Origin of the sequence: Brumimicrobium sp. (assembly GCA_023957385.1) — a bacterium.
Taxonomy (GTDB): domain Bacteria; phylum Bacteroidota; class Bacteroidia; order Flavobacteriales_D; family Crocinitomicaceae; genus Brumimicrobium.
The window spans coordinates 2000957-2023893 of record JAMLGZ010000001.1; the positions used below are offsets into that span (position 1 = coordinate 2000957).

24 protein-coding genes are annotated in these 22937 nt (G+C 32.4%); 8 read left to right on the plus strand and 16 right to left on the minus strand.

Annotated elements, in window-relative coordinates; all coding sequences use genetic code 11:
- Nucleotides 1–45: 45 nt before the first annotated feature.
- The 8 genes from M9897_08775 to M9897_08810 all read right to left on the minus strand — a co-directional run bounded on the left by M9897_08775 (nucleotide 46) and on the right by M9897_08810 (nucleotide 11084).
- Complete coding sequence (locus M9897_08775) at nucleotides 46–1338, minus strand: TolC family protein (protein ID MCO5268972.1); 1293 nt, start codon at nucleotides 1336–1338, stop codon at nucleotides 46–48.
- On the minus strand, nucleotides 1335–2654 hold the full coding sequence (locus M9897_08780; protein ID MCO5268973.1) for an HlyD family secretion protein: 1320 nt from the start codon (nucleotides 2652–2654) through the stop codon (nucleotides 1335–1337). The genes M9897_08775 and M9897_08780 overlap by 4 nt, the downstream gene beginning before the upstream one ends.
- Before the next feature lie 29 nt (nucleotides 2655–2683).
- Nucleotides 2684–4876: a peptidase domain-containing ABC transporter gene (locus tag M9897_08785; protein MCO5268974.1), complete on the minus strand. Its 2193-nt coding sequence runs from the start codon at nucleotides 4874–4876 to the stop codon at nucleotides 2684–2686.
- Entirely contained in the window at nucleotides 4876–7704 is a 2829-nt protein-coding gene (locus M9897_08790; GenBank protein MCO5268975.1) for a lantibiotic dehydratase, read from the minus strand. Before M9897_08790 ends, M9897_08785 begins: the two co-directional genes overlap by 1 nt.
- 11 nt (nucleotides 7705–7715) lie before the next feature.
- Nucleotides 7716–8729, minus strand: coding sequence for a ThiF family adenylyltransferase (locus M9897_08795; GenBank protein ID MCO5268976.1), 1014 nt, complete (start codon nucleotides 8727–8729; stop codon nucleotides 7716–7718).
- Nucleotides 8729–9559 (minus strand): lysophospholipase, encoded by an 831-nt coding sequence (locus M9897_08800; protein ID MCO5268977.1) that lies wholly within the window; start codon nucleotides 9557–9559, stop codon nucleotides 8729–8731. Before M9897_08800 ends, M9897_08795 begins: the two co-directional genes overlap by 1 nt.
- 124 nt (nucleotides 9560–9683) lie before the next feature.
- The gene (locus M9897_08805) at nucleotides 9684–9866 is read right to left on the minus strand and encodes a hypothetical protein (protein ID MCO5268978.1); all 183 of its coding nucleotides are present in this window, start codon (nucleotides 9864–9866) and stop codon (nucleotides 9684–9686) included.
- Nucleotides 9867–9938: 72 nt separating this feature from the next.
- Nucleotides 9939–11084: a hypothetical protein gene (locus tag M9897_08810; protein ID MCO5268979.1), complete on the minus strand. Its 1146-nt coding sequence runs from the start codon at nucleotides 11082–11084 to the stop codon at nucleotides 9939–9941.
- Between the two features lie 1108 nt (nucleotides 11085–12192).
- Between M9897_08810 and M9897_08815 the strand changes: the two genes are divergently transcribed.
- The 7 genes from M9897_08815 (at nucleotide 12193) to M9897_08845 (ending at nucleotide 16354) form a co-directional block, all read left to right on the plus strand.
- A complete protein-coding gene (locus M9897_08815) occupies nucleotides 12193–13365 on the plus strand; it encodes a toll/interleukin-1 receptor domain-containing protein (GenBank protein ID MCO5268980.1) in 1173 nt (390 codons plus the stop codon).
- Nucleotides 13347–13937, plus strand: coding sequence for a hypothetical protein (locus M9897_08820; protein ID MCO5268981.1), 591 nt, complete (start codon nucleotides 13347–13349; stop codon nucleotides 13935–13937). The genes M9897_08815 and M9897_08820 overlap by 19 nt, the downstream gene beginning before the upstream one ends.
- A gap of 26 nt (nucleotides 13938–13963) precedes the next feature.
- Complete coding sequence (locus M9897_08825; GenBank protein ID MCO5268982.1) at nucleotides 13964–14479, plus strand: TIR domain-containing protein; 516 nt, start codon at nucleotides 13964–13966, stop codon at nucleotides 14477–14479.
- Between the two features lie 7 nt (nucleotides 14480–14486).
- The gene (locus M9897_08830; GenBank protein MCO5268983.1) at nucleotides 14487–14792 is read left to right on the plus strand and encodes a hypothetical protein; all 306 of its coding nucleotides are present in this window, start codon (nucleotides 14487–14489) and stop codon (nucleotides 14790–14792) included.
- A complete protein-coding gene (locus tag M9897_08835; GenBank protein MCO5268984.1) occupies nucleotides 14789–15124 on the plus strand; it encodes a hypothetical protein in 336 nt (111 codons plus the stop codon). Before M9897_08830 ends, M9897_08835 begins: the two co-directional genes overlap by 4 nt.
- Before the next feature lie 11 nt (nucleotides 15125–15135).
- Complete coding sequence (locus M9897_08840; GenBank protein ID MCO5268985.1) at nucleotides 15136–15513, plus strand: TIR domain-containing protein; 378 nt, start codon at nucleotides 15136–15138, stop codon at nucleotides 15511–15513.
- A gap of 433 nt (nucleotides 15514–15946) precedes the next feature.
- Nucleotides 15947–16354, plus strand: coding sequence for a hypothetical protein (locus M9897_08845; GenBank protein MCO5268986.1), 408 nt, complete (start codon nucleotides 15947–15949; stop codon nucleotides 16352–16354).
- Nucleotides 16355–16578: 224 nt separating this feature from the next.
- Here the strand turns inward: M9897_08845 and M9897_08850 are convergent, their stop codons facing one another.
- From M9897_08850 to M9897_08865, 4 genes are read right to left on the minus strand one after another with little or no spacing between them, the layout of a single operon-like run.
- Nucleotides 16579–16800 (minus strand): hypothetical protein, encoded by a 222-nt coding sequence (locus tag M9897_08850; protein MCO5268987.1) that lies wholly within the window; start codon nucleotides 16798–16800, stop codon nucleotides 16579–16581.
- A 46-nt stretch (nucleotides 16801–16846) separates the two neighbouring features.
- Nucleotides 16847–17065, minus strand: a complete 219-nt coding sequence (locus M9897_08855) for a hypothetical protein (protein MCO5268988.1) — start codon at nucleotides 17063–17065, stop codon at nucleotides 16847–16849.
- Between the two features lie 57 nt (nucleotides 17066–17122).
- Nucleotides 17123–17413 (minus strand): hypothetical protein, encoded by a 291-nt coding sequence (locus M9897_08860; GenBank protein MCO5268989.1) that lies wholly within the window; start codon nucleotides 17411–17413, stop codon nucleotides 17123–17125.
- A gap of 10 nt (nucleotides 17414–17423) precedes the next feature.
- The gene (locus M9897_08865; protein MCO5268990.1) at nucleotides 17424–18173 is read right to left on the minus strand and encodes a hypothetical protein; all 750 of its coding nucleotides are present in this window, start codon (nucleotides 18171–18173) and stop codon (nucleotides 17424–17426) included.
- A gap of 261 nt (nucleotides 18174–18434) precedes the next feature.
- Here M9897_08865 and M9897_08870 point away from each other — a divergent pair, with 261 nt between their 5' ends.
- On the plus strand, nucleotides 18435–18623 hold the full coding sequence (locus tag M9897_08870; protein MCO5268991.1) for a hypothetical protein: 189 nt from the start codon (nucleotides 18435–18437) through the stop codon (nucleotides 18621–18623).
- 273 nt (nucleotides 18624–18896) lie between these two features.
- Here the strand turns inward: M9897_08870 and M9897_08875 are convergent, their stop codons facing one another.
- The 4 genes from M9897_08875 to M9897_08890 are packed head-to-tail and all read right to left on the minus strand — an operon-like array spanning nucleotide 18897 to nucleotide 22804.
- A complete protein-coding gene (locus M9897_08875) occupies nucleotides 18897–19700 on the minus strand; it encodes a M15 family metallopeptidase (GenBank protein MCO5268992.1) in 804 nt (267 codons plus the stop codon).
- Between the two features lie 16 nt (nucleotides 19701–19716).
- Nucleotides 19717–20664, minus strand: a complete 948-nt coding sequence (locus tag M9897_08880) for a GNAT family N-acetyltransferase (protein MCO5268993.1) — start codon at nucleotides 20662–20664, stop codon at nucleotides 19717–19719.
- Between the two features lies 1 nt (nucleotide 20665).
- On the minus strand, nucleotides 20666–21490 hold the full coding sequence (locus tag M9897_08885; GenBank protein MCO5268994.1) for a 1-acyl-sn-glycerol-3-phosphate acyltransferase: 825 nt from the start codon (nucleotides 21488–21490) through the stop codon (nucleotides 20666–20668).
- Nucleotides 21491–21514: 24 nt separating this feature from the next.
- Nucleotides 21515–22804, minus strand: a complete 1290-nt coding sequence (locus M9897_08890) for an SPOR domain-containing protein (protein MCO5268995.1) — start codon at nucleotides 22802–22804, stop codon at nucleotides 21515–21517.
- Nucleotides 22805–22937: the final 133 nt, after the last annotated feature.

The following is a 22937-nucleotide window of genomic DNA, read 5'->3' on the forward strand; positions in this document are numbered from 1 at the left end:
ATAATAAACATAGTAAACAATAAAATTCTATGATTAAATTTGTATTCAATAATAAAACCCCAACACTGTCTGTTTAAACAATAATTGATACTTTACTTGTATCAATTCCGATTCGGCTTGAAACAGCTTGTTTTTAGCTTCAATCAATTGTGTGTAGGTTGCATTACCTGTTTCGTAACGAATTTGGAAATTTTCATAATTCAATAATGCAGATGAATGTACTTTTTCTAATGCCTCTAGTTGGGAACTCGTATTGAGAATATCCGTTAAAAGCTGTTCTATTTTTTGTTTGAGTTGATTGTATTCGTTTTGTTTATTGATGTATAACGATTGTAATTCCAGTTCCTGTATTTTCACCTGATTGCGTGTAGCGTTTTTATTAAAAATGGGAATATTCAATGAAAATGAAATGGATTGATACAAATTATTGTTAAACTGTTCTCCAAATGGTCTTGGAACAAAATCTCCATTGGAATTGAGCATTTTATTATTTCCAGAATAACCGCTTCCGATTGACCCATTTAACAGAATTGAGGGGTAATACCGTCCTTTTATTGATTTAATCAAATATAATTGCTTTTGAATCCCTAATTCTATTTTTACTATTTCGGGCAGTGTGGATATAGCTGTATCAGATATAAGAGAGTATGTTAACGAATCCGAAAAAGACGCAGAAACATCAAAACTATCATTGATTGGAATGTTTAACAATTGCTGAAGTAATAATTTAGAATAGCGTAAATCGTTTTCCGCTTTGGTTATGGTGTAATTATCCAAATGCTGTTGGGCATCTATTTCCGATACTTCAAATTGTGTTGCCTGATTAGCTAAAAGAAGCTCTTGTATTCTTTTATATTGCTGTTTTGTCTTTTCTAAATTATCTTTAGATAATCCTACAATTGCTTTGTTAAGTAAAACCTGTAAAAAAGCAGCCGCAACATCTATTTTCACATTCCGTTGAAAAATTTCCTGTTCCAAATAACTTTCCTGAACAGCAACATTATTGGATTTTATTGTGTAGTAATTTTGAAGCCCGGAGAATAATGTAATACTACTGCTTAAATAAAAATTGTCAAACATAACTCTATTTGTTGCAAATTGATTGGTAAACAAATCAATCGTTTGTCCCCAGTTATAACCGTGTGTTACTCCTGCGTTCAAAGAAGGTAATAAATTATGTCTTGAGTTTTTAAGATGAACAGAAGCTATCTGTGAACGGATAAGTCCTGATTTCAACGTCAGATTATTTTGTAAAGCAGTATCAATACAGTTGTCTAATGTCCAATTTTGAGAGAACACCAGGACAGGAAAAAGAATAAATAATATTGCTAATCTCATCGGTCAAAAATCTTTCTGAACTGGTTAAATATTCTGTCTGTAATCCGTAAATCTTCTGTAATAATTTCTGCTGTACCGCTCATTTCGGGGGTGTAATTCAATTCTTTGTTGTAAGTAGTTTTTAATCCGTTGGTTAGTTCTACTTTAACCAGGTAATTTTCCTCATTGGCAATCAAGGAAATAGATTTTACTTTTCCGATTAATTGACCGTATTCATGAGCGGGGAAATTGTCAATTTTCAACATGACTTTTTGCCCTTTTTTTACTTTTCCATAACCGCTTTTGGGAATTTTCAGTTGAGCGATATACGATTGATTGGAAGGAATGATGGCAAACAATGCTTTTCCCGATTCAATAAACTGATTTTCTGATAGTATCTGTAAATAGCTTAATTTTCCGTTGATTGGTGCAGTTAATTGATAGGTTCGTGTCCATGTTTGTAAACTGTTTTCAATAGTAGAAAGCTGGGTTTCTATTTCTATCAGCAATGATTTTCGTTTTTGTTCAAAAGTAAATTTCAAATCATTGAGTTGTTTTTCTAAATCTGTGATTGAGATAGCTGTTGAAATTTTATTTTTCTCTAAATTATTAATTTCATTGATAGTTGTTTCGTGGGTTCGTTCACGTTCAAAAAAATCAGTTTGTGAAATAACACCTTTTTCAAATAGCGTTTTATCAGATCTAAACTTACTTTCCGCATTATTTAGTAATTTATGGCTACTGTTTAATTGTTTGGCAATCAATTGTTGTAACGCCTTCTGATTGTTGATTTGTTTGGATGTATTGGCGATATTAAAAGCCGTGTTATCTTCATTGATGAGGAATTGATAATTCTTGAGAGCTGTCGTTAATGCAGAAACATTCGGTTGCACATCTCCAAAAACCAGCGTTGTAGATCTAAGTTGTAGTTTTTCCAATGAGTTGTTTTGATATGCTTTCTTGATTTTAGAAAGTTCAAGGGTTAAGAAATCTCTGGCACTATCCGAAAGGGTGCTTTTAATGGTTGCTATCACTTGTCCTTGTTGAAGAACTGAATTTTCTTTGTATTGCAAAAGTTCTATTTCTCCTGCCGACTTTGCCACTAATTTTATCGGCGGTTCAGCTGTTGTGAGTGTCGTTGTTCCTTTAATAACATCCGGGTATTTAATTAACCACGACAAGAAAATAAATAACAGTAACAAAACAAAAATAAGCGTAATACCCCAACGAACCATCCAACCAGGTGGATGAGACATAATCTCCTGTACCTCATCACTTCTTAATTCGATAGATGATTTGTAATCAGTATGTTCGTTATTATTTTGTATTTCACTCATGGTTTTTATTGTTCATTATCCATTCTTAATTAGTTTCCCAACTCCAACTGGTTTTTTACCAAATCATAGTATTTACCTCTTAGATTTACTAACTCCTTGTGAGTTCCTCGTTCAACAATGATTCCGTGTTCTAAAACAACGATTTGATCGGCATTTTTTACGGTACTCAATCTATGTGCTACCACAACTGCGGTGCGTCCTTTGAAGAAGTTATTCAAATTGTCCATGATGACTTTTTCATTGTTCGCATCTAAAGCACTTGTTGCCTCGTCAAAAAAGATGAATTTCGGATTTTTATACACCGCTCGGGCAATTAAAAGCCGTTGCTTTTGTCCCGTACTCAATCCCATGCCCTCCATGCCTATTTTGGTATTGAAACCCAAAGGCAATTCTTCTACCAACTCCAAAATATTCGCTGTTTTAACCGCTTGGTGCAAACGTTCTTTGTTTATGATATCTTCTCCCACAGCAATGTTGTTGGCAATGGTATCGTTAAAAATATATCCTTCCTGCATAACAACACCACTATTGCCTCGCCATGTTCTTTGACTAATGCTGCTTAAATTCAATTTTCCTACTTTGATTTCTCCTCCCGAAGGTTCGTAAAACTTTAACAGCATTTTCATCAAAGTAGTTTTTCCGCTACCACTTGTTCCTACAATGGCAGTTATCTTATTGGCAGGGATATTCAAATTTAAGCCTTTAAGTACTTCTTCATGGCTACCAGTATAGCGAAAATGTACATTAGATAACGTAAAATCAGGATTTTCGGGGATTTCATCATTTTTTTCATCGCCCAATACTTCTTCATCCTCTCGGTTGTGAATTTCAGATAATCGCTCTAATGCTATTTTTGCATCTTGTACCGAATATACAAAACCGATGAGTTGTTGGATAGGACTATTCAATTGACCAATAATGTACGAAATTGCCATCATCATCCCAAGTGTGATCTGTCCATCAATAACCAATTTAGCTGAAAATACGGTAATCAAAATATTCTTTAATTCATTGATAAACCCTGAACCGATGGACTGTGTTTGCTCTAATACCAAACTTTTGATAGAGATTTTAAACAAACGTGCTTGCAAAAACTCCCATCCCCAGCGCTTTTGTTTTTCGGCATTGTGAAGCTTTATTTCTTGCATTCCGTTGATAAGTTCTATCACCTTACTTTGTTCGTTGCTCATCTGAGAAAACCGCTTATAGTCCAAATCTTTACGCCGTTTTAAAAATAACACCACCCAGATAAAATACAAAATACTTCCCACAAAGAAAATAGCAAATATTTTGACATCATACCACGCCAAAACTGCTCCAAACACAATGAGATTAAAAAATGAAAATAAAGTGTTGAGCGAAGTAGAGGTAAGCAAACTTTGTATGCGGTGATGGTCGTTGATGCGCTGCATAATGTCGCCAGTCATTTTCGTATCGAAATAAGCTATGGGTAATTTCATTAACTTGATAAAAAAGTCGGAAATTAACGAGATATTAATGCGTGTGCTTAGGTGAAGCAATATCCAACCGCGTATAATTTCTACACTTGTTATTCCCAAGAATAAAAAAAGTTGAGCAATTAAAATAAGATAGATGAAATTAACATCTTGATTTTGAATACCTATATCAACTATACTTTGTGTTAAAAATGGAAAGATCAATTGAATTAAAGAGCCGATAAAAAGACCTAATGATAGTTGAAAAATAAACTTTTTGTATCTAAATAAATATTGATAAAGGAAAGAAAAACCTTTCGCTGTTTCCAAATCGTCTACCTCTTTTTTTCTTAGACGTGGTGTCGGCTCAAATAGTAAAGCAATACCTTCATCTGTTGTTATATCCGCCCCCTTTCCTATCCAGTTTTCAATAAAACTTTGATCTGAATAGTTTAATAATCCATGACCTGGATCAGCCACATAAACTGTTTTTCCTCTTATTTTATAAACAACGACAAAATGTTCCTGTTTCCAATGAACAATACAAGGAAGCGGTACTTCTTCTTTAAGCTTTATAAAATCTATTTTCACTCCCAATGTGCGAAATCCTATTTTTTCAGCAGCATCAGCAATACTTTTCATACTACTACCTTCACGAGTTGTTTCAGAGAGTGTTTGAAGTTTTTCCAATGAGATACTTCTACCGTAATATTTTGCAATCATTCGTAAACAACTTGGACCACAATTCATCTGGTCAGGTTGCTGATAGAAGGGGAATTTTTTCATCAGTTTATAGTCTTTTTAATAGCAATTTTTCTTTTTAAATATTTTACAACCAATTGATAGGTCATAAGTTCATTATTTAAATGATCAAATTCAAAATACCGATTTAAAGACATATGAATTATGCTACTGTATAAACCATTTTTATTTACTAATTTTTTAATATTAGCTTTTTCTAACATTTCAGTTAAGTTTTTTTTGTATGAATTAGAATCTTCATCAAACAATAATTTATTTTGAAGTACTCTAAAAATATCACTGCTTTTTTTTCGAAAATATTTCTGATTTTTAATATCTATAAGTAAATTATTAATCCATCGGTTCAAAAAATCAATTTTTTCATGGTCATTAATATTAAAGAAACTTAAATAATTGTCTACTATATGTATTGGGGCTATCCAAATACTATTATTATTATTATTATTATAAAACTTAAAGTTATTAATATGAAATAGTGAATCATTACTAAATAAGTTTTCGATTAGCTCCATATTAATAGCTCCGTAACGATCTATTTCTTGTTGATAAGATTTTATTTGATAATCATATATACCATAAATTGGTTTATCTGTTTTAATATATTTATTAAATTGAGATAAAAATTTAATTAAAACAGCTTGATTTATAAATTGGATTCTTAATCTTAGATGAAATTTGGGATCATAATATCTAACATAAAAGAAATTTTGAATTTCAAAATTCAACAAATATTGATTTTGAAATTCAAAAAGAAATTTATTTGCAATTTCTTCTGTAAGATATATGTGTATATACAACCACTCTTTATCAAATGGAAACATAGATTCTATTACAATATCATCATCAGAAAATTCAAAATTCGAATTATTAATTATATTGTTTGGACTCATTAATATAGGAACTATAAATTCACTTTCATATTTGTCCTCGTTTTCATCCTTTGTAATTGAAGATTCTAGATATTCGCTTAATATTAACGTTCTATTTGCTTTAATTTTTTTTAAAAAAGATTCTAGTGATAAATCTTCTAGAGTGTTAACATGAAACTCTTTATCTCCATCTTCTAAAATAAATTGTTCATGTATGCCCAACTTTAATAAATAGTGTCGTAAATCGGATAATTTTTCTAGTTTATTAAGTTCTTTAGACTTGATATTCCATTTCTTTGGTGATAAAATTATATTGTGAAATTCAACTCTAGGTAGAGTTTGAAATATAGCTGACAGGCTACCCCAATTGAAATAAAAACTATTTTTATAATAAAAACTATGATAATCACATAAAAACTTATAAATAGGGAAGTTAGTAATATTAGAATTAAAAGCTGTTGAGTTTATAGGTATAATACGTTTTTTTAAATTCTTTGAAAAAATTACAATTTGTTTATCCTCCATTTTTAAGAAAATATCATTTAAAGGAATTCTAGTACTATTGGATTGTTTGTCCATTCCACCAAGTATATCAATATAATAGTCATAGAAATTTTTTCTGTTAATAACACTAAAAGAATTTTTGTCATGTAAAAATGAGAGATCACATAAAAGATAATCTTCGCCAAAATATTCTTTATCATGGCGAGCTATATTTTGAGAGGTAGTTTGAAAGTCATTAAATGAATTTGAAAATCTATTAAGATGCCTTAAAGAAGTGGGGCCAGATATATACTTTATCCAAATTTTATCTTCTCCTTTATCTTTTACTATCTTAAAACTTACATTTAGTGAGCTAGGGAATTTTTTAAATTCATTTAAATTCATTAACGAATCAGTATCTATTTCAAAAGTATCTATTTCAATATTGATATTCTTAAGTTTATTTATTAATTTAAACTCCTCCTTAGTTATCAATAGTTCATTGTCTGATTTTCTATGTATATCAAGTAAACTATGACTTTCTTTTATGTCACTTTGCGATTTATAAGGCATACCTATAATAGGATTAAATACATCAAGTATTGATATAGTATTATTGCCGTATCTTCTTTCAAAATAATCAATAAAATCTTCAAATGATTCTGCTGTTGGTATATTTAGGTTATTCAACATGAACTTTATTCCTTCAATAAGAGATTTTTTAATCTTAGGAGTTATTGAAAAATCTTTAATATTTAGACCTAAATCTACATGGTATTCATGTAAATTTAGGTCTTTGAAAATAATGTGTGAGTTTTCATTGTCAACAGAATGATTTTGAATGTCTTCATATACTGATGTTCTTTGATCCGAAATGAAGATGTTGATATTTACTAGTAAATTGACACTTTCGATAGAGTCTTTCTTCGAATATCCAATTTTTTCAAAATAATCAGTGATTTCCCTTACATTATAACAATCCTTACTATTAAGACTGTTTATTAAATCGAATAATACCTCATCATATTCAATCTCTGATAACTGATACGTAACTTGTGGCTCACTTCCATGGATTTCATAATAGAATAAACTATTATTATGAAATCTAATTGTAGAATTGAGATACAGACTTCTATTATTTTCAGTTGTATTATTTTCAGTTAGAAACTGACCATTTAACCTATAAATTATATTCTTACGATTTAAAATTAATAATTGATTATCTTCAGAAGTTTTTATATCACATAAGCCTGTTCCCGCCATAAAACCAAATGGGGTGCATCTATTGGACATCCTTTTTGCATATGTAAACAATGCTATCTCCTCAGTTTTTGATATTGATTGATTTAAAGATACTTGTTCGTATAAATTTTTTGAAGAATGCTTTATAGCTGTGATAAAAAAAGTATCTTTTAAAAGATTAATTATGTTACTTTCATTCAGAAAACCTTTTTTAAAAACGGGGGTTCTGACTATGATTTTATTATATAATTTAAACATATATTATTTAATTATAAATACTCTGAGCATTCACAATCCGCATCGCACAAGAGCTCCAACTGATTTGCTTCCATGGTCATTGAATTTAAAAAAAGTATTTTGTTATGACTTAGCATTTTTTCAGTATTACCAGATAAATATAGTAGAATTTCTTTTAGAGAAAACGCCCCTAATATGTTGATATTAAACGAAGTAGATGGATGTATGTTTCCTTGTATTTTTAAGGGTTCTATTTTTTCAAAATCAATAACATTATGTGAGGTATTTTTCACATGCCTATTATAACTATTATAACAAACATTAGTCCTATATGAAAGAAATGGACCAAGAATTATAGTTTCATATGAATATGCCATAAAAAATACTGGCAGTTTTAATTTAAAACAAAGTCTATTTAACCACATTTTATGTGAAGGTTTTGGGTCTATAGCATTTATTATAATATCAGGTTTATATTCTATTATTATTTTTTCTAAATTACTGTCATTACTTAAATGTCTATTTTCATAACTAAAATTCACATTAAAAAAATTTTCGTTTATTATTTTTTTTAGAGCAATTGTCTTAAACTCTCCAATATTATTATTTCGATAAACAAAAGTCTTTTCTATATCACTTATTTCGACCTTATCAAAATCAATACATTTTATATTATAGATACCTATTTGTGCGAGAAGATATACAATTGTCCCTCCTCCTCCTCCTGCTCCAAGTACTAATATTTTTGATTTTTGAACTTCTTCCTTTTGAAAATTAATACCTAAACTTTCAAAGAAATATGATAACCGATCACCTGATTCATTTGCATCTTCATGCTTACATATATAACCACTAATATTTAACTCTTCCAATGCTTCGCTTTCATAAGGTGTATTACATTCAAAAGACTTTTTGTCAATAATTAATGTCATCATTCGAAACGCTTGTTTTTTATCAAGAACTATACTTTTTTCACCACCAGAGAGTACGTAATATAATTCATTCTCTCTTATATCTACATAAGGTTTTAGTGTATAAATAGACATTATTTTGTAAGCTTAATTATTTCAGTTAGATATAAATCTCCATAATAATTTTGCGTTAAACTTTCCATCCCTTGCAGATGTCCACCACTATAATGTTTTATTTTCCAATTAAATTTGCCAAGTGTCTTTTCATCAAATTGTTTATTAATCATATAATCGGTTTCTCCAATAAAAATTAATTTTTTAAGTTTTTTAAGTTTTTTAAGATCAATATTTGGACTATTTGAAGGGATCAACGTGTTTTTTCCAAGACTTTTTAATTCTTCAACTATTAATTGGGGTTTTATCATAATACCTTCCATAACAAGATAATCTATTGAAACTTTTTTATTATGAGAAATATTATCAGTACATGCTCTTAATGAAATGTAACTACCCATTGAAAGTCCATATAATATTAATTGATTTGTTTTCTTTTCGGAATAATAGTCTATTACTTTATTCAAATCTTCAACAAATTCCTCGTAATATAAAAAATCAGAATTTAAATTCATGAAACTTGAATGTCCAAAACCTCTATAATCATATGTAATAACATTGTAACCTATTTGCGTCAAAATAGTAGCATTATTGATAAAATAACTCATATTTCCATAATCGCCATAAGACAAGATTATAGTTTTATTTAACGAATTTGCATTATTTTTAGGGGTAAAATACCAAGAAATAATCGAATCTTTTGTTCCTTCATAATTTATGTAGTGTTCTTCATAATTCACTAAAGAAGTATCAGGTAAAGCTACATAGTCAGCACTTGGTTTCAGTGCAAATGAATAATTAAACAAAATGGTGTAAAATAACATTAATATTATTAATTTAAGTTTTGCCATAAGAATTTAATTTATAGATATTTATTTGACTTAACAAAGATTAATACTTTGTTTGTTTTAAGGAGACTTTTAGATAAAAAAAATAAGAGCTAGCCTTTTTAAGGCTAGCTCTTTTAACAGTAGTTTAAACATTATCACAACACCCATTAGTTCTGATGGTACATTTTCCATCATTTGAAATGCAATTTTGAGTAATATAAGGTGTACAACCTCCAGTTGTTACAGGAGCACCTCCAATAATTTTGTCCAAATTTTGAACTGCTGCAACTTTCATTTTTGTGATTTGCATTAATTTCATTTTTTTCATAATATAAATTATTTAAGATTATAGCCAAATATATAAATAATATTTTATATTTTCATAAATTACTGTTTTATTTTACACCAAAAGGATCTCTTCCCAATTAAATGTTTGTTTTTCTAATAAAGTTAAGCATACCAAACCAATACCTGAATAACCTAAAAGTATTCCATTTTTTTCACAATATCCCTCTATATCTTTATAATCCATACTTTTTACCCCATAACGGTTATAAAATGCTATAACTTTCATCAGATATACATTGATAATCGAAGAATTACTTTCTTTTAATATATGGTTACATATTTTGTAGTATAGTAATAAATTCCCCATTAAACCATGACACACTGAAAAATCATAAATTTGTGATTGTTTTAACGTAGTTTTGCTTATTGTAAAACGAAAAATATCAATAGATTTTTTAATAAAATATGACTTATTTAAAGTTTTTCCTGCTGCATAGAAAGCCAAACCTATGCCAATATCACCATAACACCAGCCATTTCGAATGTTTCTATCCTTAAATCCATCTTCGCTGGGAAAAATAGATTTTTCACCATACTTAAAATTTGATACAAGTATGTCCATATGTGATTCAATCATATCTTTAACAAATTCGCTTTTTGTCAATTTGAACAATTCACAACTTACAATAATATAACTAGCTATTCCATGAGCTAAATGTAAATTAATTCCTTCAGGCCTATATGATGGTTTTAGATTAGTTTTATATATCCCCGTAATTGGACGGTTTTTTTCTAGTTCTGTAACTAATAATGATAATTCAGAGTCTGTTAGAACATTCGAAATTATTAAAGAGTAAAGAATTCCAAATGAACCATACAAAAAATCATTATTTTCATTTTGAATCTCGAATATAAATGAATTTATACAATGATCTTTAAGATCTTGCAATAAACAATCTTCAAAATCTACTATGTTATTTAGTTTTATTTTGGAAAGTAGCCAGAGTATTCCTGCGCTTCCACTGCAAAGACTGCCATTTGTCACTTCTTTTTCCTCAAGGATTTTCTCAAGGTTAATTAAACCCGTTTCTTTTTTTATTGAATAACTTTTTTCATACATTAGATTAAAAAGGCATATTCCTATTCCCCCATCAAGTAGACTGTTAGGATAGTTTATTAAATTTAACTCTGATGTTTTACTATAGCAATCATGAAGTATCATTTCAATTCTATTTTTTTGATAATCTGAAATTTTCATAATAGTTACTCTTTTTATTTTAACAATGTAATAATTTCTAGTAATTAATAATACATTTCAAATATAATATTTTTTTTACGTAAAGGTAAAAAGGTCTTCCTCCTAGCCCTCACAGCTTCGGAAAAACATAAAAACAAGGGTATACAAGCTGCGTCCTATCGTCCTTGCCCTTGTTTTTAACGTTCGGCGGCGTTCGTTCAGAATTCACTCTCAGTCTGCTCACTTGTTTTCCTCGCCTGTTCGTTCGTCGTCGTCAGTCGCGGCTACTTTGCCACCCCAAAACCCCAATAAGGTAGTCATGGCAGCTCGTCCCTCACTCCATTCCTGAGAATTAAATGGGGTGTCATCGCCGCTTGTGTTTGGCTCGCCTGCTAAATCGCTCAGGCTACGGGTTTGTCACAGTTTTTGAGAGATTCTCCTTAAGTATGCATTGTTCCTTTCGTGCCTCCAGTCACAAAGCATATTCAATTCCCCCTTCGATACACATTTACAGTAGTCAAGCGTGTTCATTCCTTACACTCTGTTCCGACGTTTCAGTCATTTCACACCCTTGAAACAATCCCTCTTCGAAAATCAAAAACTCCGCCAAACCCTTGTGCATACTGCATAGGTCATTCCCACAGCTTACCAGCTGTTCTCCTCTCCCACCTTCGCTCAACTCGCAGTCGGCTCGCGGCGTTCCATTCAGCCAGTCTCCATTGCATTCCGCCTGGCATTCATTCCACTTGCTACCCACACTCAAGGAAGCCAATTATCATATCTATTAAAAATCTCTACTGATGAGGTTATTTTGAAATGCTAATACTAATTTATTCGAATGGCTTCCTTTCGCTTTTTCAACGCACAGCTGAAGGCTCTTTTACCTTTTTACTTTACTGCCAATTAGTCGAGTATAGGAAGGAGGAGGCAAGACAATTTGTCACTTTTCAACATTTTAAATCAATGGTATCTTATTTGATGTCAATTTAGTATAGATATTATTAACAAATTAGACCATAATTACCATGGTAATATTCATACGAAGAGAGCTTCAAACAATTCCATATGATAAGGCAAAAAATAAAAAAAGTACTCGTCATATAATACTTCTAAAAGCTTGTTTTTCAAAATGACAACAAAATATCAACTCATAAAAATTGGAGAAAATAACTCATTTTATAGTGAGATATTAGAAGTCTTTTATCTCCATATTATAGAACTAGGGCTTCAAAAAGATTGTATTATTGAAATAGATGAAAATAATTTTTCAGCAGAATACAAAGCTAATGCACCAACCTTTTGTCTTTATTTCGGAAGTACTTCAGGTATTTTCCCAAACCAAGATATTTTAAATAATCTTTTAGAAGATGCTACTTTGCTTTTACCTATTGTTTCAGATTTGACGAAATTCACACAACAAATTCCCAAAGAACTACATAATATCAATGGTTTTCAGCTAACAACAAAAGAAGATGTTGAACGTTTGACTTCTTCCATTTTGGAAGGATTAAGTTTATTAAGACTTTCAAGAAGATTATTTATTAGCTACAAGAGAGATGAATCAACTTCCGTAGCAATACAGCTATTTGAACAGTTTGAAAAAAATGGCTTTGATGTGTTTATAGATACGCATAGTATAAGACCGGGCGAACCGTTTCAGGAAGAACTTTGGCACAGAATGGCAGATACCGATGTTATTGTTATGTTGAATACACCAAACTTTATGAAAAGCCATTGGACAACACAAGAACTTGCACAGGCAAATGCGATGTCAATCGGGGTAGTTCAATTAGTTTTTCCAAATCACAAACTTGAAAGAGAAGCCGAGTTAAGCATACCAATTCAATTAACATACAAAGATTTTGACAATTGTGTTTTAGGCACTTCTACCAAAAGCTTAACTGAAAATTCAATTCAAAAAATTGTTAGTCAAGTAGAATCCATAAGAGCAAGAAGTTTGGGGGCAAGGCAAGACAACATAATATCGGAATTTATTTCTTTCGCTCAAAAGTTGAAAGTCAAAGCACAATTACAGCCTGAAAAATTTATTACAATTACAAAAAGGGATGGCAAAGAACTTATTGTTATTCCTACGGTTGGAATACCACAAGCGTTTACCTACCATCAAAAAGATGAATTGATAAAAAGGATTAAGAAGAATGATGAAGAAGTAATTTACATACTTTACGACCATATAAATATAAGAGAACGTTGGCTAAAACATTTAGATTGGTTAGACACTTACTTACCGATTAAAACAATTAAATTATTGAATAGTGAACAATGGCTACAAAAACTTTAAATAAAATTTTTCTGTCTGCAAGTATTCCTTATCAAGAAAGGGATAGGAGATTCTATGACACAGCGGATATAGTTGCAATTAGAGATTCTGTCAGGGCTTTGGCAACTGTTGTAATTCCAAATGCTCATTTAATTTGGGGAGGACACCCTGCAATAACACCTTTAATTCGTTATGTTATGGAACGTATGAATACAAATCTCAAAGATCATATAACACTTTATCAATCTAAATTTTTTAAGACACATTTTCCCGAAGACAATTTTCATTTTGAGAACATTCAACTAACAAAAGCATTGGATGACCGAGATAACAGTTTGAAAAAAATGCGTTATGAAATGATTGCACAAAATGAATATAAAATTGGGATTTTTATTGGCGGAATGGAAGGAGTTCTTGAAGAATATGAATTGTTTAAAAATTCAAATCCGAATGCGCTTATTTTGCCTGTTGCAAGTACAGGCGCAGCCGCAAAAATAATATACGATTCATTGGAACAAGGAACCAATGAAAGATTAACCTACGACTATGCTTATATGGCGTTGTTTAGTGATTTACTTTCAGAACACTTATAAATTAACATTTTACAAAAACTATAATTATGGCTAAAAGACAAATTTTCTACAGTTTCCATTATGATAATGATGTTTTCAGAGTGCAACAAATCCGCAACATTGGTGCATTAGAAGATAATAAACCAGTTTCTGCTAATGATTGGGAAACAGTAAAGAAAGGTGGGGATAAAGCCATTGAAAAGTGGATTAATGACAATATGAATCATAGAACTTGTGTTGTAGTTTTAGTGGGAGAAGAAACACATAAAAGACCTTGGGTGAGATATGAAATAAAAAAGGCGTGGAACGAAGGTAAGGGTGTATTGGGCATTTATATTCACAATATTAAATGTGCGAAAACGATTAAAGACAACCCATATTCAAGTGGAAAATGTTCACAGGGAAAAAATCCGTTTGCCACATTTACTTTAGATGGGAAAGATATGTCAAATATCGTTCATTGTTACAATCCTGACCCAAATGAACCATACCAATCAGTAAAAGACAATTTAGAAAATTGGATTGAAAAAGCAATTCAAATAAGAGCAAACCATAACAAATGAATTTACTATGGTTAAGGAATTTCAGCAAACATATAATGTTGTTTACATTAAGTGCCACGAAGCGGCAATCAATCTAAATTTCAATATTACTAAGGAAGACATTTCAGAAGGCGAAATTCTATTCAAAGTTGGTTGGTCGCTTTGGTCTTTCGGTGAACAATTCAAAATAATTATTACAAATGTTTCTACAAATCTTACCAAGGTTGAGGTTGCCTCGGAAGCGGCTTTTAAAGCACAAATAATTGATTGGGGTAAAAATGATAAGAACGTTAAAGCTTTTTTTGAAACACTAACAGAACTTCTGAAAAAATGAAAATATTTTGTAGCTGCAATATCTGTAATAGTAGAATATATTTAGCTTCTACTGCTCAATCCCGACACCATTTAGCAAGTAATTTTGGGATGATCTTTACAATTAGTTGTACAAATTGTCATTCAAAAAACCAGATTCACGTCAATTTAGTAACTGCCGAATCTTCCTATGGGAAAACTTCCTATGTCACTGCAGCGGGAGGTGGGTTAATGGGAATTGTAGCTGGTCCTTTAGGTATTCTTATTGGAGTAGTTATAGGTGGAGCGGCAGGTGGTTTTGCTGTTTCAAAAGAAAAGGAGGCCGTTAGAAGGTTTAATAATAATTATCTTTAAAATAGAATAAAATGAGTAAATCAATTTTTATCAGTTGCGTATATGAGGACAGTCATAGGATTGATACAATTAAAAAATGGGCTGCTGATAACCGACTTAGTAATATTGTAATAACACACGAAACAGAAGATAAAAGACAACAAGGAAAGGAAGCCATTAAGCGACACATTAAAAGTAAAATTCAAGGTGCAGCCATTATTTTAGTTTTAGTCGGTCAGGATACACATAACCACAAATGGATAGAAGCTGAAGTTGAGCTTGCAAACAGCTTTCATAAAGAAATTATTTGTGTGAGAGTTCCACATACTACAGGAGCAGTCCCACCTTTACTTGCAAAGTTCCAGCTAATCAATTTTAATCCAGAGGCAATTAAAAAAATAATCTCATAACTAAGGTTATACCAGTAAAATGGGCAAAAACACTTAGATTAACAGACAGATTAATAATGAACTAATATTATTTTTCTATTCACGCTTCGATGACAATTTAAAAATAAAAAATGATCGCAAAATTAGGGCTTGTCTTTCCTTACTGCAAGGTCAAGCCCTTCGGGTTTTACTAAAATAATCTCCACCCTCCATTTCTCTTTCCACTCCTACTTCTTTTTTAAAAATCAATTTCCATTTTAATAACGATTTTGTTCAAACGTCGGGTAGTATTTTTTTAGCAAAAAACCTTGCATCCAGTTCATCCAATCCCTGAAAAATGGGCTTTCTTTTTTCTTTTTTTTCGGCTTTTTAGTCGTTTTTTTTCTCTCTTTCTTTTGGAAATATTAGGCGGAGCGAAGCGACAGAAAAGAAGCATAATTTTAAACCGATAATTATGTTTCAATTAAAAACCTATCGCCTAGAAATGAGAGTGGAAAAACATTCCTTTTTTATTCTAAGTCGCGGATTAAACACAGGAAAACCCATGAATGAACCTTGTCCAAATTGCTTTGTATGTATCTGTAATAGCAGAGAAGATAAAGAGAATTTGTACTGGTTGTTGTTTGCATTGTGGCAAAGTAAAGAAATCAAACGGCAGTTAATCGGCTCGGTCATTCTGTATATTCGTAAAAGAGATTTGGAGAAAATAATCCAGAAAAAAGCGCAAGGGCATATTTTGTCAACTGTTAAAAAGTCCATACCTGTACTACGTGAGTTTCACCGAAAAGAACAAGCATTTCTCAAAATGTCCGAACAGGTTCGTGAACTAAAAACAGCTTTTTTAGGTAGCTTGGTTAGATAAAATGGAAAACGCCCGACTAATCGGGCGTTTTCTTTACTTTTTACTTCTTGTGTCGAAGCTTACTCCAACACCATTTAAGAAACTTGGAAACCATAAAACTCACCAGTGCACCTATCGAAGCCAAAATTATTGTTTTCACATAGTCTTGAACGTCGATTGTAGCAAACAGTGTTAATAACGTTCCTGTAACTGTTCCTTTCACAGTGGAGTAATCTGTTTGCATGCTATGATTCTAAGTTTGCAATTCCTGCAGCATTCGTACAAGTTTTGAACTGCAACGTGATGTCAAAAGCTTCCGCATCTTCGGTTGAAGTATCTTCTACTAAAACATCCACACTTTTTAAGTTGACACGTCCAGATAATTCCGAACCTGCTTTAAAACGTGGTCTGCGTTTGATGGATGCTTTCACAATCAAATCACTACATTGGTTTTTTTCCTTTTCCATTTTTCTTTGGTATTATGTCGGAGTACATTTTTCACACTCCGACTGATTAAACAATAATTGCAAGTCTTTCAGCATTTGCACAAGTTTTGAACTGCAACGTGATTCCAAAAGCTTCCGCATCTTCAGTTGAAGTATCTTCTACTAAAACATCCACACTTTTTAAATTGACGGTGTCAGATAATTCGGAACCTGGCTTAAAACGTGGTTTGCGCTTGATTGAAGCTTTCACGATCAAATCACTACATAGATTTTTTTCCTTTTCCATTTTTCGGGTATTTATGTCGGAGTGCTTTTCTTTTTCACACTCCGACTGATTAAATAATTAATTTTCCTCTTCACAGTCTGAACCATCACTGATGGCCGCCTGACTGACTGCCGTTGCAACAGCTCCCGCAGTAGCTAAGTAACCTGCAATAGTTACCGCCAAAACAGGTAAAGCAATCGGAGCAGCAAGAACCGTTGTTCCCACGGCTGCAATGATTAACCCTGCCAAACGCAGTTTCTTGAAGAAGGGCGGCGTTTCTTTACCACATCGTTTGAAGTAAGACTTCAATTTGTCCTGTTTACGCTCCTTACTTTTGTTCTTGAGCTTGTCGAAAGATTCCTTTTCCATGTTTTTAGAATTACTGGATTTCAATAATGCTCAGCACGTTAAACGCTCCATTTTTAAGCGTGTACTGCACTCCGTTGACCTCCTGAAAGAATTCCAACATCAGTAAATACAAATCCGTCCCTGTACCCGTTGGCACAGCAGTAGGAGTTAGCGTAACCGTTGTTGCCGTTCCATCAATCGGAAGATTCTCAACATTTGTTTCTTCTACAGAAGACACAGCTCCCGAAAAATCTACCTTTGCCCAACTACCTTTCAAACTTACATGTGTTGCACCTGATGGAATGCTTAGATCATTGACAGGAACAAATCCTTGCAATTCAATAACACCGGTTGCCACATCTACTGTGTAGCTTTTGTACAGGACAGAACCCAAAATTGCTCTGTTGTTAAAATTGAATCCTTTCAAGAGTGCTTTTGCAGCTGGCGTAACGATTCCTTCGCTTACTTTACGCTCACCACGGGAACTGGTTGAATCCATGTTCTTGATTTGTGTCATGACTTTCATTAACCGTGAAGTTACACGACCATCTGAAGCATTCTGCATCATCGTCCGAACCGAATCACGGAGCAATTTCCCAGAGCTGGCAGAAGAGCCGAACTCCGCACCATTTTCACGAGTCCTTGCAAACGCAGGATCGTTTTTGATACGTTCGCCCTCAACACCTCCTTTTTCACGAGCTAAAAAGCCGTCTTTGGATTTGTAGAAAGACAAATCACCAACCTTTCCAGTCAGTTTGATTATCCCTTTTTGTCTTGCCATGTTTCAAAATTTATTGGATAATTAAGCGAGTTATCAGGTCCGCTATTTTACCTGTCTTTGCGCATTGACATCACAAACATCAGATAAAACCAAACACCATCAAAGTCAACACTTCCGAGCAATAAACTTTGTGCTGTTTTAGGTTGTTTTTGCATACAGAACAACCCCTTTAAGCATGTATTTTTGTAAAAGTGAAAAGTATATCATAACCATAGAGCAAGTAAAGAATAAGCATACATAAAGCATAACCTCAATTAGAAAATGAAACGCCTTGTTATCCATACCAAAGATGTAATGATTATCACTGGAAAAAGTGAACGCTATTCGCGTTACCTCATTAAGCAAATAAAGGAAGAAATCGGGAAGCAAAACCACCAGTATTTAACCATACGTGAGTTCTGCGAATACTTGGGATTAAATCCTGATGAGGTGGAAGAGATTTTGTTTTGAGAAGCTTAAAACAGCTTGTTTATCAACCCGACAAAATCATAAAATTTAGTGCCTTTTATTTGTGTTTATCAATGATTTAGATTATATTTGTTTTATCAAAACGTTCTTTAAAATGGTACAACGAACATCGTAAAAAATGTCACCCAGTTTGTCACCAATTTTTAGAAAGTCGTTGAAAGTATTGATATCAGGTTGGTTTTAAAATATTAGTGAATCCCAGCGGGGTCACAAAAAAAGCCATCTTTTCGATGGCTTTTTTGTTTCATACTACTTCTATTTCTCTTTAATAATTTTAACAACCTCAAAGTGCATTCCATCTGGCCTACTAAAATGTCCGCCCCAATAAAAACCCCATTTATGGGCAATAGGAACTAATTCGCGCACAGAACCTTGTTCTCCCACAAGAGCAGGAGTCTTCCCTAAGCCATTCCATGCTACATTGATGTCAAAGGCTGTTCCATAAGAATGATTTGATAGGACTGTTTTACTACCACGAACAAATCTAGGAGCATAAGCCCCGGCATACGTTTTTATTAAATGTAATAAATTCTTTTTTTCAATCTCCAGAAAGAATTGCTGTAATTGATAAGTACCTAATTTATGGAATCGCATACGTGTATATTTTCCACCAGTCGCTTTCGATAGTTGTGGAAGGTCAACATACACTATATTATCTTTTTCAAAAGAATTTGTAATCTTAATCCCCTCTGGGTTATTCGAAGTAGGATTTGCAACAAATGCAATTTTCCCAAATAATTTTTCCCTTTCTGAATTAGAAACAAGAGGAGGAAAACTAGGCTTTTCAGGGTAATTTAAAGTATTTTTAGGTGTTGAAGATATATCTTCAATCTCTAAATCAAAGCCTAAAGAAACCGCTTTTGCCCATGTCATTGGTCCCACTACTCCATCAGCGCCCAACTTATATTTTTGCTGGAATTGTTTAGTTGCCTCTAGTGTTTTATTCCCAAAATCATTATCTATGACTCCTTTGTATAGATTTAGATTTCTTAAGAAGGCTTGCCAATCCCCTACAATTGGTTCTTTCATGCCTTTCCGTAGTACTATTAGTGTTCTCATGATTCGTATTTAGTAGTTATTTATGCTGTATAATATTCTTAATATGCCGTTCAGTTTTATCTTCATAGATATCATCAATTGTTACAATAATACCCGTTTCTTCTACTCCTCCAAAGTCAGGATTAATAGCCGTACCAAAGGATTTCATAGTAGATGACAAATGCATATACACATTCATAAGCGGTGGAACTGTATGCCCGTTAGCACGCACAAACTTGGTCATAGCCCGATATCCTTTGTCGAAATCTAAACCCTTAATTATCTGTTCAAATTTTGCATCAGGAGTCAATGTTTGTATGGGATGTTTGGGTATTACCAATCCTTCATCATCAGGAAAATAATGTCTTAACAAGAACAAGATAAAATCTCTAGACTCTTTATGGAAATCAGGATACATGGTTACTTTTCCAAAGAAATACTTCATTTCAGGGTGAATAACAGTCAATAATCCTAATCCGTCCCAAATATTATCTAAAGCATAAATACCTTTTCTTGGGTTATTAGAAGGCTGATAATTGGGTTGTACCCAACTCCTTCCTAATTCTATGGTATAAGGCAAATACTCTTTACGAAACTTGGATGAGAAGTTAAAATAATGAGAAGTACTCAAGGGAACTTCATCTGCGTCATTTGCAGGAACTATATGAGAACAATCAATAAAACGCATTCCCCCAACGAGTTCCTCTTCTACTGGATCCCATACTACCAATTGTTCATAACAGTTTTCACAAATGTCAAATTCATCAATATCTATCGCCATACCTGTACCCCCACCAGCATCTCTAAACGAAACCTCTCTCAATCTTCCTATTTCCTTCATTACATTTGGAGAGTTATGGTGATTGATGATATATATTTCATTGCCTCCACGTCCTGTATATCGACCAAATCTCTCTTTAGATAATTCTTGTTTAAGAATTTCTTTATCAATAGGATCTATAATTTTTTCAAATTTATCTGACATCTTACTTTCTTAATTTATACACCTCCTCTTTCACAAACTTAGCCCATCCTCTGTGTGACCTTGAATCGTCGAGCTTTTCAATATGAATGAGCTCTCCGAAACTAATTTTAATCTTAACGTTGTGTTGTTTATACAATTCATTCACAAGATAAAGCATTTCTATATTCCCTTTGATACCCAATTTCTTTCGTAGCGAATACAAGTTATAAAAAAAATTAGACAATCTGCCTTCAATATATACAGGAATTATATTCTTTTTGTGCATAATAGACCTGGATATGAAGGTTTTCTTCCATTCTAAGTCTTGTACTACCCCATCTATTTTTCTACTTACTAAACCTGCAGGAAATATACAAATAACGTTATCACTCGTAAACAAATCATCCACTTTCATTAAGGAACCATTTGCTTTTTTATTGACTACATCGACTCCCACAAAGATAGATTTTAGATTATCAAGGTTGAGCAATACATCATTCACAATAAATTTAACATCGGGTCTTTTTTCATGAATAACAGTCACCAATGCCATAGCGTCCATTCCTCCTAAAGGGTGATTCATGGCTAAAACTACTCCCCCGTTCTCAGGTACATTTTCCAAACCTTCTGTGGTGACTTGAATATTAAATTTCTTCATCACCGATAAACAAAAATCTATGGGAGAATCATCTCTATGCTCATGGATAAACTGGTTTACATCATCCTCATGTAGAATCTTTTGGATATACTTAATAATAAAAGAAGGAGCGTACTTATAGAAGCCAGGGCTCTTTTCTTTAATTACCTTTTTAACATCAATAATTTTCCTTTTGTCTTCTTCTGCCATGCTTTATAAACCAACAAGTGCAATTTAATGTTTTAAAATCCAACCACTTACTCCCGATTTTTCTTTCACTGTTTCCACATTTGCTTTCGCTTCTTCTAGGGTAGCGTAGCTTTGAGCAGAAACCTGAGTTAATCCACTTTTTCCTGAAATAATCGTAGCATCTAGTCCTTTTGATTTTAATTCATTTACCAAACGTTCTGCATTGGCTGGATCGCTGAATCCGCCAACAATAATGTGATAGTCTCCCGATGAAGGTGTGGAATTCTCTATTTCATTTGTAGGAGGAGTATCTTGATCTGTTGTAACTGACTCTGTTGAAGATGAGGATTCCTCAGGTGTTTCTTGCGAACTATTTGTTTCCACATTATCTTTTTCTTCAGTTTCCTGAGGAATAACCTTGTTTTCGGGAGCTGGAACTGTTTTAAATTTATCCCATCCCATCCAAGCTTCAATTTTTTCATAATTAAAAGCACCATAGATAGATAGACCTCCTATTGTAACCAGAATAAATAATAATATCCAAAATAAAGGAGATTTCTTTCCTTTACCTTTTTCATTTTCTGATTTAGTTAGTTTGGAGCGTGATTCCTTATATTTATTTTCCTTCTTGTTTTTGAGTGGTTTTTTTATAGGTTTCTCCTCTTTAGGAATTTCTTTTACCTCAGGTTCTTTCTGAATAGATTCTTCTTGCGGAGTTTCAGTTTCTACATTTACAGGTGGCACATATATATTCTGCTTAGAATGTTCTCCTTGAGGAATTTCCTGAACCGGCTCTTCAAAAGAAACTTCCGGAGTTGAGTCGTTTACAGTTTGTGATGGCATTTCCTCTAAGTCTTCAGTAGAAAACGATATTTCATCTTTAAGAACAGGAGTTTCCTCTTCCATTGGGGTGAAATTTGCAAACATGGAAACAACTGAAGAGCTGTCCTCTACTTTTTCAATAGGGGTCTCTTCATTCTCTATAATGTCACTAACTGTTGCTGGTGAAATATTCCTTTCCCTCTCAATATTTCCTTTAAAAAGGTAAGTGCCATCGACCTTGCTGAATTCACCTAATTGAAAGATTGAATAGGTATCTCCTTTATCAAGTTGATATTGTAAATCACGAATAAATTTATTGACAGCATTTTGAGCTTCTTGAATATTCATATTCGACTCTTTCTCGACCAATTCTTCTAACTTGTGGTCATTATAGGTCAGATGTTCATTAAACATTAGCTCCCCTGTCTCTTCATTTTCAAATACAATTGCACCAAATCCAGGTAGTATCACTTTTGAATAGGCCAGTAATAGTTGTTTGATGAATTTATCCATGTGTTCACTTTTTTTCTAAAGATATAAAAAATGTAAATATGCGAAAAGTCAATGTGGAAAATATTGATAACATAAGGTGGTTGAAAGATTTAGTTTAACCGCAAAGACCGAGTTTAACCGCAAAGACCGTAGA